This is a genomic window from Myxococcus sp. CA051A, assembly GCF_013336705.1.
Taxonomy (GTDB): domain Bacteria; phylum Myxococcota; class Myxococcia; order Myxococcales; family Myxococcaceae; genus Myxococcus; species Myxococcus llanfairpwllgwyngyllgogerychwyrndrobwllllantysiliogogogochensis.
Map to the genome: position 1 here is coordinate 49252 of NZ_JABUMS010000008.1, position 13193 is coordinate 62444.

Genomic DNA, 13193 nt, shown 5'->3' on the forward strand with positions numbered 1-13193 from the left:
CTATGCGCCCTTCAACTCGATGGTGTTGCCCTCCGGGTCCTGGATGTAGAACGAGAAGCCTTCACCCGTCGCACCGTACCGCTCCCCAGGAGCGAACACGGCGACCCCCTGCTCGGCCAGGTGGGCGCGAATCGCCGCCTCGTCGAACGGCTGCACGGTGATGCAGAAGTGGTCGACGTTGCGACCCTCACGCCCCGGTGCCGCGCCTCCCGCGCGCCCCAGCTTTCCATCCAGGGACACCAGGTCAATCATCGCCGTCCCCACCCGCAGGTGCGTCAAGCCGAGGTGCGGCACCTCCCGGTCGACGGTGCAGCCAATCACGTCCCGATAGAAGGAGGCCATGCGCGCCGCGTCGGCGACACGCAGGACCAGGTGGTCGACCGTGGCTGGTTGGAAGGGTCGCTGACTCATCGCTGGAACTCCATTATCTTGATGTCGAGACAATGCAGCCGAATTATCTCGACGTCAAGATATCTGGAGTTCGCGAATGAGCAGGAGCACCCAGGACCATGTCGACCGCTTGCGGGGCCAGTGGGAGCGGGAGCTTCCGGACGTCGACACCCAAGGGATGGAAATCCTGGGGCGGGCCCGTCGCATCACCCTGCGGGTGCGGCCCCCCATCGAAGCGGTGTTCGAGGAGCACGGCCTGGACACGGGCGAGTTCGACGTCGTTTCAGCGCTGCTGCGCTCGGGCCCGCCCTACCGGATGCGCCCGACGGAGCTCTACAAGTCGCTGATGATTTCCTCCGGGGGGCTGACCGACCGACTGGCCCGGCTGACCCGCGCGGGCTTGATTCGCCGCCCCGCGACGGAGGGAGACGCGCGCAGCCTTCCGGTGGAGTTGACCCGGGAGGGCCGTGAGCGCACCGAGGCGGCGTTCCGCGCCGACATGGCCGTCGAGGCCCGGTTGCTCGCGGGCCTGTCACGCAACGAGCGAGCGACGCTGACCTCGCTCCTGCGGAAGCTGACGCTGAGCCTGGAGACAGCGGAGACCGAGGACGGGTGACTCACGACGAAAAGAGGGTCGAGCGCTGTCGGGTTCATCCACCCCGACCGGCGCTCGACCCCCTCATGCGACAGCGGCGCTAGTCCTTCGTGCAGACGACGTCGTCGACCTGGAGGTGGTCGCGGTCGGCTTCACTCCGGCTCGGATAGAGGAACAGGCGCCAGTCGCGCACGTTGCCGGTGAAGCGGAAGAACACCGGCTGCCACTCGTCACTGTCGACGACGAGGAAGTCCGTCTGCGGGCTCCAGCCTCCGCTCGAGTAGCTGCGATGACGGATGCTGCCGTGGCCACGCACCCGGTACGAGCAGGAGTAGTTGCCGCTCGGGACGTTGAACTTGTCCGTGGAGAAGCGCTCGGCGACCTGGATGGGGACGACGAACTGCAGCGCCGTCGAACCGCCGTGCACCGCGTTGAGGTAGCGCACGAGACGCGTGGGCTTGATCTCCGTGCCCGGGTCCGCGATGCCGTTGTCGATGCCGTACCAGTAGTCAGGGATGAGATGGTTCCCCTGGTAGGGGATGGAATAGATGTTCCAGGACTCGAAGCCACCGTTGCGGACGATGTTCGCGGGGTGCTCCGCGGGGACGCAGCTGCGGGTCGTCGGGTCACAAGCCGGCAGGGCGCCGACGCAGTCGAGGGTCGTGAAGCAGGCGCCTTCGGCCAGCTCACACACGCCCGTCGTGGGATTGCAGGTGGTCGCCGGGCTGCTGCACACGACTCCAGCGCAAGGGTCTCCGGCGACGCAGAGGTGCGTGCTCGTTTCGCAGACCGGCGTCTGCGGAGTCTCCGCGCAATCGGCGTGGCGGACGCAGCGGTCCTCGGCGACCACGCACGTGTTGGTGTCATCACAGGCCTCCCACGCGGCGCAGTCCCCGCCGATGTTGCAGCGACCCGAGAGCGGCTCGCAGGTCGCGGAGGCATTCACGCACCGCTCCCAGGACTCGCAGCTGACCACGTCACACGGTTCGGCCGCCCGCATGCAGCGCACGTCGTCGAGGAGCAGGTTCTCTCCGCTCGTATTCCGAACGCTGAAGATGAGTTCGAACGTGTCGAAGACGTCGCTCGCCAGGTTGAAGTTGTACGTCACCTGGGTCCACGCCGTGGTGTCGACGGAGGTGTAGGACGAGTACGAGGAGTAGTCGTCGTCGAAGAAGGCATTCCGGACGTCGCCGGTGCCCCGCGCCTGGAAGGTGCAGGAGTAGCGACCGGCGGGCATCGACTTCGCCAGCGTCGTGAACCGCCGATGCGTGGAAGAGGCGTTGGTCAGCCGGACCGCGTTCACGCCTTCGAAGGCATTCGTCGTCACCTTCTGCACGGCGCCGGAATCGATATTCGACTTGCTGCCGAACCACTGCGCCGGAAGCGCATCGGGCCACACCTCGAAGCCCCAGTTGTCGATGACGCTCACGACGGGAGGCTCACCGGCGTCCGGCGTCCCACCACCCGCATCGGGGAGCTCACCACCCGCGTCCGGCGTCTCACCTCCAGCATCGGGGAGCTCACCGCCTGCATCCGGAAGCTCTCCGCCCGCGTCCGGCATCACCTCGCCCGCGTCGGGAAGCTCTCCGCCCGCGTCCGGCGTCACCTCGCCCGCGTCCGGAAGCTCTCCGCCCGCGTCCGGCGTCACCTCACCCGCGTCCGGAAGCTCTCCGCCCGCGTCCGGCGTCACCTCACCCGCGTCCGGAAGCTCTCCGCCTGCGTCCGGAATGTCTCCGCCCGCGTCCGGCGTCACCTCGCCCGCATCCGGAGTCCCATCACCCGCGTCCGGCGTCCCACCACCCGCGTCCGGCGTCCCATTTCCCGCGTCAGTCCGGGTCTCCCCCGCATCGGGAATCACCCCAGGCTCTGAATCACCACAGGAAACAACCAAGACCAGCAACGCGGTCAGACACCCTCGAAACAACGTCAAAGCAAGCCTCCGGGTCCCAGCAAAGTTCCTCTCGTACCACAATTTTCAAGTAGCGCGGGTGGCGCCGGGGTCACAAGGGGAGCGCCCCTTGGAGGGTTCGCGACTCGGGAGATTCGCCAGGACGGTCGGTGCTGCTGGCCTCGGACACAGCGCGGCGCAACGGAGCAAGCCCGCTCCAACCGCGCCCCCATGCGGTTCCGAGCCGCTCGTTCCCATCTGGAATCAGCTCAAGGACAAGCCTGGCAGGAATTGGCGACGCCCTCGACCCGAGGCCTGATTGACGCAGCGGCCGGGTTTCAGTCTCCCCCACCCCGTGCGGCAATCGTTCGACGGCCAGGACGTAGCCTCCCGCGTGGACACCTTCTTTGTTGGATTGCGTCAGGCACTGCGCTCGCTGCGCCGCAGCCCCGGTTTCACTCTCAGTTGCGTCCTGATGCTGGCGGTAGGCATCGGAGCGAGCACCGCGCTCTTCAGCGTGGTGGAGGGGGTGCTGCTGCGCCCCCTGCCCTATCCAAGCCCCGAGCGCCTCGTGCACCTGTCGCAGCGGACGGCCGTCGGCCGCTCGATTCCGTTCTCGGACCCCAACTTCGAGGATGTGCGGACACAGAGCCGCACCGTCTCGGCGCTGGCCCAGGTATCGGGAGCGGCGAGCGTCGCCGTCACCGGCACGGACGAGCCGACCTTCGCCATGATGGCGCTCGCCTCGCGCGACTTCTTCCGCGCCTTCGCGGTGCAGCCCGTACAGGGCCGTCTGTTCGCCGAGGATGAGCAGCAGCAGGGAGGCGCCCCGGTGGTGGTCGTGAGCCAGACCTTCTGGAAGCGGCACCTGGGCGCACGGCCGCTGCCGCTGTCGGACACCCTCACCTTCGAGGGGCGCGCCTATACCGTGGTGGGTGTGATGCCCAAGTCCTTCGACTACCCGGTGGGCACACAGCTGTGGATTCCGCGCGAGTTGAAGGCGCCCTTGCCCAGCCGGACCGCGCACAACTGGTGGGTGGTGGGACGGCTGGCGGAGGGCGTCAACCCCCAAGCCGCGCAAGCGGAGCTCACGGGCATCGCACGGGAGCTCGAGGCGCGGTACGGCCGGGAAATCTCGATGCAAGACATCGCCATGGTGCCCCTGCACGAGAGCCTGGTGGGGAGTGCCCAGTCCACGCTCTACGTGCTGCTGGGCGCCGCGGCCTTCCTGTTGCTGGTGGCGGGAGCCAACGTCACCAACCTGCTGCTGGCCCGCGCGGCGACCCACAGGCGCGAGCTCGCCGTCCGAGTGGCGCTGGGCGCCGGGCCCGGCGCGTTGGCGCGGCGGTTCCTCACCGAGTCGCTGCTGCTGTCGCTGGCCGGCGGTGCGCTGGGCACCCTGCTCGCAGCATGGAGCGTGCGCGCACTGCTCGCGTTCGAGCCGGGCCGCCTGCCACGCGTGGACGAGGTGGAGGTGAACGCCACCGCGCTCCTCTTCGCGCTCGGGCTCTCGCTGCTCCTCGCACTGGGGCTCGGGCTGGTGACGGCGTTGCGCGCGGCGCGCCAGAACCCCTGGGCCACGCTGGTGCAGGCGGGGCGCACCCAGGCCGGAGGAGTCGGAGCGGAGCGCACGCGCCGTGCCCTCGTGGTCGGACAGCTCGCGCTCGCACTGGTGCTGCTGCTGGGCGCGGCGCTGCTCGGGCGCAGCCTGATGCGCCTGCTCTCGCTGGACCCGGGATATCGCACCGAGGACGTCGCGGTGCTCAGCCTCGTGCTCCCTCCCGTCGCGGACGAGGCGGGGTGGCGGCGCAACCTTCAACTGCAGGAGCAACTCCTCGCGCGGCTGGGCGCACTGCCCGGAGTGCGCGCGGTGGGCGCCGTGAGCAACTTCCCGCTCGAGGGGAGCCCCTCGGGCTACGGCACCTTCCTCGTGCTCAACCGTCCCGACGAGGTGAAGAGCATCGAGGACTTCGGGCGGCTGGCGCATGAGCGCGAGCGCACGGGCTCCGCCGAGTACCGCGTGGCGAGCGAGGGCTACTTCCATGCGCTCGACATTCCGCTCGTGCGCGGGCGCCACTTCGATGCACGCGACACCGCCGAGACGCCTCATGTCGCCGTCATCAGCGAGTCGCTCGCGAAGGCCCGCTGGCCCCAAGAAGACCCGCTGGGCAAGACCATCCAGTTCGGCAACATGGACGGCGACCTGCGTCCCTTCACCATCGTCGGCGTGGTGGCGGACGTGCGCGAGCGGGGGTTGGATGAGGCGCCGAAGCCCATGTTCTATGGCTGCTCCCGCCAACGGGCGCGCGCCTCCTCCCGCTTCCACCTCGCCGTGTACGGCCCGGTGGGCTCCGCGGCCCTCGTCACCGCGGTCCGGCCGGTGCTGCGTGAGCTCGCCCCCGAGCTGCCCTCGCGCCTGCACACCGTGGAGAGCCTGCTCACGGACTCACTCGCGCCCAGGCGCTTCAGCCTCCTGCTGCTGGGGGCCTTCGGTGTCGTGGCGCTGCTGCTCTCTGTCGCGGGGCTCGCGGCCGTCGTGTCCTATGCGGTGGCGCAGCGCACCCAGGAGTTCGGCATCCGCTTCGCCCTGGGAGCGACGGCGGGGGACGTCCTGAAGCTGGTGCTCCGGCAGGCGGCGCTGCTCTCGGGGCTGGGCGTGGCGCTCGGCGTGCTGGGCGCCATCGGGCTCAGTCAGGTGCTCGCGGGGCTCGTCTACGGAGTGAGCACCACCGACCCGCTCGTCTTCGCCGCGGTGGCGCTCCTCCTGCTCGGCGTGGCGCTGCTCGCAAGCTGGTTGCCGGCCCGGCGAGCCTCGCGGGTGGACCCGATGACGGCGCTGCGCTCGGAGGCCTGAACCGCGCCCCACGGGTCCTTCACACATAAGTGTACTATTGACACGAAGTCTGTGGTGCTGCGAGAGTGCAGCCACCATGGACACCGCCTTCGTCGCCTTCATTCCGCTGTCGAACTGGCTGCGCGGATTTGATCGCTACCGAATGCGGTACTCGAAGGCGTCCATCGCCGAGTCGACCTTCCCCGACGCGTTCTACATGTTGAAGGAAGACGAGCCCTGGGCCCCCGGGCTCGAGAAGGCTCGGCGGCTGGTGGCGAAACTCGGTCGCGCGAAGGACCGCGTCGTCGCGTTGCGCGCGCGGCTGCCGACGTCGGGGGCGCCAGCGATGCGCCCCAATGACACCACGGGCACGGGAATCGGCTGGCGCTGGCCCGCCCCCGAAGTGCCCCTGAGCGGAGTGGCCTGGATCGACGACGCCGGTGCGCTGCGGCCCACGCTGCATGAGGAGGTCACCGCGCAGGCCTTCCTGCTCGAAGACACGGGGCTCGCGCCCTGGGCCGACTGTCGGCCTCGCTCCTTCTCGGTGCTGCCGGTGGCGAAGGCCTGCCAGGCGAAATGCGCGTTCTGCTTCTCGAAGGCCAGTGTCTCGGACCTCGCGCGGCAGCGGAGTGTCTCGCTCGAAGAGCAACTGCACTGGGCGGACCTCGCGTGCTCACGCGGGGCGGAGCGCGCCGTCATCACCGGCGGCGGCGAGCCGACCCTGCTGGCGCCTGGCCAGTTGCGTTCGCTGGTCCGTGGCCTCGCCGAGCGATTCCCGAAGACGCTGTTGATCACCAATGGCGCGCGGCTCGACGCCGAGCAACTGCACGCCCTGCGTGACGAGGGACTCACCACGCTGGCCGTCAGCCGTCACGGCGTCACCCGCGAGGACGACGCGCGCATCATGGGCCTGTCCGTCGACTCGGGTGCGCTCGCGCGGGCCTTTGGCCTCCGCAGCCGGGCCATCTGCGTGCTTCAGCGCGGCGGAGTCGATGACGCGGCCCAGGTCCACGCGTACCTGGAGCGCAGCGCGCGCGAAGGGTTCCACGAGGTCTGCTTCAAGGAACTCTACGTCTCCAGCCTCTCCGAGAACGCCTGGGCGCCGAGCGCCGTGAATCGCTACTGCGAGGTGAACCAGGTGCCGCTCGAAGTGGTGCTCCGCGCGATGGACGCGTGGGGCTTCACGAAGGTCACCGAACTGCCGTGGGGCAGCCCGGTGTTCGAGGGAGAGGTCGCAGGGCGCGTGCTGCGCGTCGCGGCCTACACGGAGCCCTCGGTCGGTTGGGAGCGAACACATCGGTTGGTGCGCTCGTGGAACCTCATGAGCGATGGAACCTGCCTGGCCTCGCTGGAAGACCCGGCCTCGGAGCTGCGCCGATGAAACACGACGCCTTTCTCTCCCTGGCTGACGCGTGGCGTGGCAAGCGCCCCGAGCTCGTCGACCTGGCGGAGCTCAACGTCTATCGCAGCCTCGCGCCGACCTTCGCCGCCATCGCTCCGTCGACGCATCCCGAGGCTCCGTATCGGTGTCACCTCGCCGAACGCTTTCTCGCGCACCTCGAACTCGACGCGGAGCTCAAGTCCCGGACCCAGGTCAGTCACGGTGTGCGCCGCTCCCTGCGAGCGCTGTTCGGCTGGCTCGCGTCACGCAACGCCCGCGTCGGAGTTCCCGCCGACGTGTATCCGGTCTACCTCCAGCTCGCCGGGGAAGCAGGCGTCGAGGTCGTTCCATTCTCCGCGCGGGAGGGGCTGCCCGAGCTCGAGGCCTGCGACGCGCTGCTCCTCTGCGAGCCGCTCAAGCCCTGGGGACGCTCCCCACGGAGCGAAGAGGCCGAGCGCGTGGAGCGCTGGGTCCGCGCCGAGCCGGGAAAGCGGGTGCTCATCATCGACTCCGCGTACGCGACCCCTCCCACCCCGTGGACACTCCGGCTGCTGCGAGAGGAACTCGCGTTCGTCCTCGTCTCGCTCTCGAAGAGCTGGCTCATCCCCGACCACGTGGGGTTGTGCATCACGCCTTCGCGATGGCGGCAGGACGCGCGCGCCGTCTTCGCGCCGCTGCCGAAAGACGAACAGAAGCTGCGCATCGGCTACGCGGCCCTCACGGAGCACGCGTCCCGTCCTCGCCAGGTCGGAGCGCTGCTGGCCGAGCGAGCCCGCGCCCTGGACGCGTTCACCGCCACCCGGCCCGAACTCCGGGCCTCACCGTGCGTGGGCTACTTCGCCACGTCCCAGTGCTCCTTCGATGAACTCCTGGAGCAAGGGGTCCTCGGAGTGCCCGCCTCGGTCTTCGGTGGCCCCGCGCAGGTGAGCATTCTTTCGAGCCTGCGAACCGGCCCTCTGCGGTGAGACCTTCGGCGTCCTGAGCGGGCGGGCGACTCCCAACGGAATCGCCAGACGGAAACCCGCGCGACGCGGCGCACTCAGCCCTTGGCCTTGCCCTTGGTCCGGAGGCCACTGGCCGAGGGGTCGCGCGGCAGGTGCCGCAGGCCCATCCAGCCCAGCGCCGACACGTGCCGCACCACGTGCTCCAGGGAGATGGGACGGCCCTCCGCCGCCCACCACACCCCCACCTGCGTCACCATGCCGACGAGCGCGTTGGCGTACACCGGGGCGACCTTGGGGTTGAAGCCCGCTCGGCTGAACTCCGCCTGGAAGATGTCTCCCACCCGCTGCGCCAGGTCGTCGATGACGCGCGTGAGGCCGCGCCGGGCGCTGGACGTGGGCGAGTCGCGCGTGAGGACGGCGAAGCCCGCAGGCTCCTCCTTCGCGTAGGTGAGGAAGACCAGCACCGCGGCCTCGAAGCGCTCGCGGGCGCTGCCCTGGGCGATGGCATCCGACATGCCCTGCACCAGCCCGTCCATCTCCCGCTCCACGATGGCCGCGTAGAGGCCCTCCTTCGCCCCGAAGTGCTCGTAGACGATGGGCTTTGAGACGCCGGCCTTCGCCGCCACCTCCTCGATGGACGTCGCCTCGTAGCCGCGCGAGGCGAAGAGCTCGCGGCCCACCTCCAGCAACTGGGCGCGCCGCTGCGGGCCCGTCAAACGCTGTTTCTTGGCCACCTTGACCTCTGGGCTACCCGAGCGTAGGTTACTTCAACGTAACTTACCGGTGAGTAGGCTACCTGCCGGTTTTCAGGAGACCTCCGTGTACCTCATCCTCTGCGGCCTCGTCTTCACTGGCGCCTACCTGCTCAACATCCTCACCATCTCCGTGGGCTATCACCGCGCGCTCGCGCACAAGGCGGTGCGGCTGCACCCGGCGCTGCGGCGCCTGCTCGTGGTGGGCGGCAACTGGTTCACCGGGCTGGACCCCAAGGCGTGGGTGGTGATGCACCGGCTGCACCACGAGCACTCGGACACGCCGCTCGACCCGCACTCCCCCGTGAATGTGGGGCTGCTGGGCATCGCGAACGAGCAACTGCGCAACTACAAGCGCATCATCGTGGGGCTCATGCGAGAGAAGCCCGAGTACACGAAGTACGCAAAGGACCTCGACTTCCCGCTCAACGCCCTCAACCGCAAGAACCTCTGGTGGCTGCCCTATGCGCTGCACGCAGGCGTGGGACTGGCGCTGGCGCTGAGCGTGGGCTGGGTGCTGGGCGCGGCGTACTTCCTCGGGATGATGAGCCACCCGGTGCAGGGCGGCATCGTCAACGCGCTGGGGCACGCGGTGGGCGGGCGCAACTTCGACACCCGGGACAACTCGCGCAACAACCACCTGGCCGCCTGGCTCATCCTGGGCGAGGGCTTCCAGAACAACCACCACGCCTACCCGGGCTCGGCGTCCTTCTCGCACCACCGCCACGAGGTGGACCTGGGCTTCGTGGCCTGCCTCGCGCTCGAGCGGCTGGGGCTGCTGACCATCGACCGCGCCTATCTCATTCCCAGGCCCGAGCAGCTCGACACGGCGCGGGCACGGGCGTAATCGCCCTGCCCCGCCCGTGCTCGCCAACACGACGAGCACGGGCAGTTGGAGAGCGACCTGCGCGTCCCACCGGGACGGGCCTCGGCGGAAGTAGAGGTCGTCGAAGCAGGCGGCCCGATGACGACTCCGGGGCTACAGCGTCTTGAGGTACTCGATGAGCGCCAGACGCTCCGGGTCCGTGAGGACGGCGTTGAACTCATGTCCGCCGTTGTCCTGGCCGAACGCGTGGGTGTTGTAGATTTTCCGGTCCTCGAGCTGCTGCCGCGTGCGCGTCGGTGGGAAGAGGATGTTCCATGAAGCGCTCAGGTTGCTGAAGAGCACGGCCATGATTTCCTGCGCGAGGGGCGTGCGGAACTCGTCGCCTGGGTCGCAGTTGATGTACGGCGACACCGCCGGATTCCAGGGCGTGCGCCACTGGCAGGCGATGGTGTCGTACTTCCAACCGACCTTTGTGGAGTCGTAGGCGCGCTGCAAACTGGTGTCGAAGCCCATGATGACGAGCGGCTGGTCCCAGCGCGGTGGAGCGGAGACGCGGCGCCAGATGGGCTTGCGGTCAGCGGGCTTGAGCACCTCCCATACATTGGGAACCGAGCCGTTGTGGAAGTACGGCGCGGTGGCCCAGACCCCGTAGAGCGGCGGCGCGAGATAGCCGTGCTCGCGGTCTCCACGAAGGTGGGGCTGATTCTGCGGGCCGCAGTCCTGCGCGGTGCCGGCCGTCTGCGGATAGCCGAAGAAGTTCTTGGCGCCAGCGGACTGCACCGCGGCGTTGTTGGTGTTCACCCGGACCGGGTCGGTGCCGATGATGCGCAGCGGCGCGATGTAGCTCGCCATGCCCGCCAACGCGGGTGTCGCGAGGAACGCCGGGTCATTGACGTAGCGGGGTGAGTAGGCCCCATGGCAGCTCGCACAGGACCCATTGCCTTGAGGCCGTGGCACGGCGTTGTTGCGCCCCGGAGCCCACATGTCGAGGGTGTGGAACAGCACCGCGCCCTGCTCGGCCAGCGACGTGTCGACGGGCAGCGGATAGGGCGGTGACTTGAGCGACTCCACCCAGGTGTTGAGCGCCGGGCCGTTGGCGCGCATCCAGTCCTGCCCTGCTTCGCTCACCGGCCCGCCGAGGCCGCCGAACAGTCCGAGGAACGGCGTGTAGAACACCATGTCCACGCGGGGTGCATCCATCGGGAACACGCCGTCGATGAACTTCACCGGCCGGTGCCCCATGTTCCACCAGGCGGGCGTATCCATTCCGGCGGTCGAGCCGGAGTTGATGAGGCCAATCACCTCCGAGGGCGTCAGCGGCTCCTCGTCCGGGAACAGGAAGGCGAGGTTGATGTCGCTGGCGTTGTTGGTGCCCCGAGTGCGGTTGAGGTTCAGGAACGTGGCCAGCGACGCCGGATACCCCAGGGGCAAGAGGTCGCTCAAGAACAGGTCCAGGTCCGCCAGGCTGCTGCCGCCGCCCATCAACACCCCAAGGCCCGGGCCGTCCGAAGGAGTGCCCACCACGCCGCTGTGGCAGGCGTGACAGGTGACGCCCATGCGTCCGCTCCAGCTCCCGTCCGGGTTGCGCAGCTGCGTGAGCATCTGCGGCAGCTGGCCGCTTCCTCCGTTGGTGCGATTGGGCAGCTGCAAGGGCAGCGGATAGGGATTGCGCTCGGTGCTCAGGCCCGACCCGTAGCGCTGGGCCACCAAGGCATCGAAGTTGTCGGGACGAAATGGAAAGCCCCAGACACGCCACAGCTCGTTGTACTGCGCCGCGGAGAAGGTGGCGATGCCGAAGCCCGCCTCGGGGCGCGTGGCGTCGGTGCCGGTGAACAGCGCGCCCACGCCTGGATGGCCGTTCGTCAGCAGCCCCTCTCCGCGACTGAAGCGTCCACGCAGCTCGCCGCAAGTCCTGGCCGCGCCCTCCTCCTGCACCGCCTCTGGATTGACATGACAGTTCTTCCAGAAGGCATTGAAGTGCACCGCCCGGCCATTGCTGATGCCGGGCTGCACCAGGGTTCGTGGGTCCGCCGGTAGGACGGCTCCGTCCGGCTTGCCGTAACAGAAGTCCCACTGCGCCGAGCCGCCTCGGCTGCTGCCCAGCAAATCACTGGCGACGGAGACACCGGGCATCGCCAGTGTCCCCATGGCCAGCAACACTCGAATGAATGGAACAGCGGTGCCGCGCGCTGCGAACGCCTTCCTGACTGCGCTCATGGGTCCCTCCTCCTTCGCTGCGTGTTCCCACTTCCCGGTCGGCGGGGGCGGACGTCCGCGGGGAGGAGAATCGGCGAGCGCAGCTCGGAGTTCGTCCGCCAGGCCATGGTCAACGTGCAGCCGTTGCGCACCTCGGGACGGTGGAGTTCGACAGTGGCGGCCTGCGCGGCAACCGACGACCGGCTGCGTTGACAGGCCATGAGAGCGATTCGTGAGAGGGATGATGGGCCGCTATTGGCACAACGTCAATAGAACCACCCCGGACTTGCCCAGAACCCGGTCGCCACGGCCCGCCGAGGCGTCCCTTACCCAGACAACCTGCACACCAGTGAACAGTGCCGGGAGCGAATCACTCCGCGAGGACCTTCGCGTCCGGCCACCGCTGGCCTGAGCTGTAATTGGCCGGAATCCACCGGTAGCTCCTCCCCTCCGCGCCCAGGCGGCCCAGTCCAGGGAAGGGCATGTGCGAAAGGCCGAGCAGGTCGCCGCGCTGCGCCGCCTCAGCGAACGTGCGTGCTCGCTGGGCCGCGGCCGCACGGTCGTCCACGTCGTAGGCGACCGTCACCGACGGCTCGCGCAGCTGCACCGAGCCGAAGTGCATCAGGTCGCCAAACAGGACCAGCCGCTGCCTCCGGCTCTCGATGATGTAGCTGCTGTGCCCCGGCGTGTGTCCCGCGGTCGGCATGACCCGGATGCCCGGGACGACGGAGTCCCCGCCTCCGAACGTCTTCAGCTTCCCCGCGACCCGGTAGGGCTCCACCATCGCCCGCGCCTCCTCGAAGTACTTCGGGTCCACCTGTCCCCGCGCCTTCTCACGCCCCAGCCAGAAGTCCGCTTCGCGTGCGTGGACCTGGAGGATGGCGTTGGGGAACGCCCGGCGCGTGCCAGACATGAGCCCGCCGGAGTGGTCGGAATGGATGTGCGTGAGCAGCACCACGTCAATCTGCTCGGGTTGGTAGCCCGCGGCCTGGAGGCTCTGCTGGAGTTGGCCTCCCACGCCGGGGCCGAAGAAGCCACCCACGCCCGTATCCACGAGCACCAACGCCGTGCCGGTGTTGATGAGGAACGCGTTGATGGACAGCTCGACGGGGTCCTCGAGGTGGTCGCGCGCGAGCAGGTCCTTCACCCGCTCCGGCGTCGTGTGCGTCGCCACGTCGCGCACCGTCTGGGGGACGGTTCCGTCGGACAGCGCGGTGACCTCGAAGTCTCCGAGCATCATCCGGTAGAAGCCAGGTGCCTGCGTTCGCACCTGGGGCGCGGCCGCGTGGGCAGCGGCCGGAAGCAGTGAAGCCGTGGCCATCACCAGCAAGGTCAGGGCGCGTGAGACAGCGAGAAAGACACCACGAGGAAGAGGTCTTGTCATGGGT

General features: G+C 68.9%; 10 protein-coding genes. 5 read left to right on the plus strand and 5 right to left on the minus strand.

Annotation, left to right across the window (positions count from 1 at the left end):
• The gene (locus HUA74_RS23110; RefSeq protein WP_174456274.1) at positions 1 to 411 is read right to left on the minus strand and encodes a VOC family protein; all 411 of its coding nucleotides are present in this window, start codon (positions 409 to 411) and stop codon (positions 1 to 3) included.
• 76 nt (positions 412 to 487) lie between these two features.
• Between HUA74_RS23110 and HUA74_RS23115 the strand changes: the two genes are divergently transcribed.
• A complete protein-coding gene (locus HUA74_RS23115) occupies positions 488 to 1006 on the plus strand; it encodes a MarR family winged helix-turn-helix transcriptional regulator (RefSeq protein ID WP_141640302.1) in 519 nt (172 codons plus the stop codon).
• Positions 1007 to 1085: 79 nt separating this feature from the next.
• On the opposite strand, the gene HUA74_RS23120 is transcribed toward HUA74_RS23115, so the two are convergent.
• Positions 1086 to 2843 carry an invertase recombinase-like protein gene (locus tag HUA74_RS23120; protein WP_371817295.1) on the minus strand — a complete coding sequence of 586 codons (1758 nt, stop codon included), beginning with the start codon at positions 2841 to 2843 and terminating at the stop codon, positions 1086 to 1088.
• A gap of 424 nt (positions 2844 to 3267) precedes the next feature.
• Between HUA74_RS23120 and HUA74_RS23125 the strand changes: the two genes are divergently transcribed.
• The 3 genes from HUA74_RS23125 (at position 3268) to HUA74_RS23135 (ending at position 8052) form a co-directional block, all read left to right on the plus strand.
• On the plus strand, positions 3268 to 5727 hold the full coding sequence (locus tag HUA74_RS23125; protein WP_174456276.1) for an ABC transporter permease: 2460 nt from the start codon (positions 3268 to 3270) through the stop codon (positions 5725 to 5727).
• Positions 5728 to 5803: 76 nt separating this feature from the next.
• A complete protein-coding gene (locus tag HUA74_RS23130) occupies positions 5804 to 7087 on the plus strand; it encodes a radical SAM protein (RefSeq protein ID WP_174456277.1) in 1284 nt (427 codons plus the stop codon).
• Entirely contained in the window at positions 7084 to 8052 is a 969-nt protein-coding gene (locus HUA74_RS23135) for a hypothetical protein (RefSeq protein ID WP_174456278.1), read from the plus strand. Before HUA74_RS23130 ends, HUA74_RS23135 begins: the two co-directional genes overlap by 4 nt.
• A 74-nt stretch (positions 8053 to 8126) precedes the next feature.
• Here HUA74_RS23135 and HUA74_RS23140 read toward each other — a convergent pair whose 3' ends face one another.
• On the minus strand, positions 8127 to 8765 hold the full coding sequence (locus tag HUA74_RS23140; RefSeq protein ID WP_174456279.1) for a TetR/AcrR family transcriptional regulator: 639 nt from the start codon (positions 8763 to 8765) through the stop codon (positions 8127 to 8129).
• A gap of 85 nt (positions 8766 to 8850) precedes the next feature.
• On the opposite strand from HUA74_RS23140, the gene HUA74_RS23145 reads away from it, so the two are divergent.
• On the plus strand, positions 8851 to 9630 hold the full coding sequence (locus tag HUA74_RS23145; RefSeq protein ID WP_174456280.1) for an acyl-CoA desaturase: 780 nt from the start codon (positions 8851 to 8853) through the stop codon (positions 9628 to 9630).
• A gap of 132 nt (positions 9631 to 9762) precedes the next feature.
• Here HUA74_RS23145 and HUA74_RS23150 read toward each other — a convergent pair whose 3' ends face one another.
• Both HUA74_RS23150 and HUA74_RS23155 read right to left on the minus strand, forming a co-directional pair.
• A complete protein-coding gene (locus HUA74_RS23150) occupies positions 9763 to 11826 on the minus strand; it encodes a hypothetical protein (protein ID WP_174456281.1) in 2064 nt (687 codons plus the stop codon).
• A 349-nt stretch (positions 11827 to 12175) separates the two neighbouring features.
• Positions 12176 to 13189, minus strand: coding sequence for an MBL fold metallo-hydrolase (locus HUA74_RS23155; RefSeq protein WP_174456282.1), 1014 nt, complete (start codon positions 13187 to 13189; stop codon positions 12176 to 12178).
• Positions 13190 to 13193 lie beyond the last annotated feature (4 nt).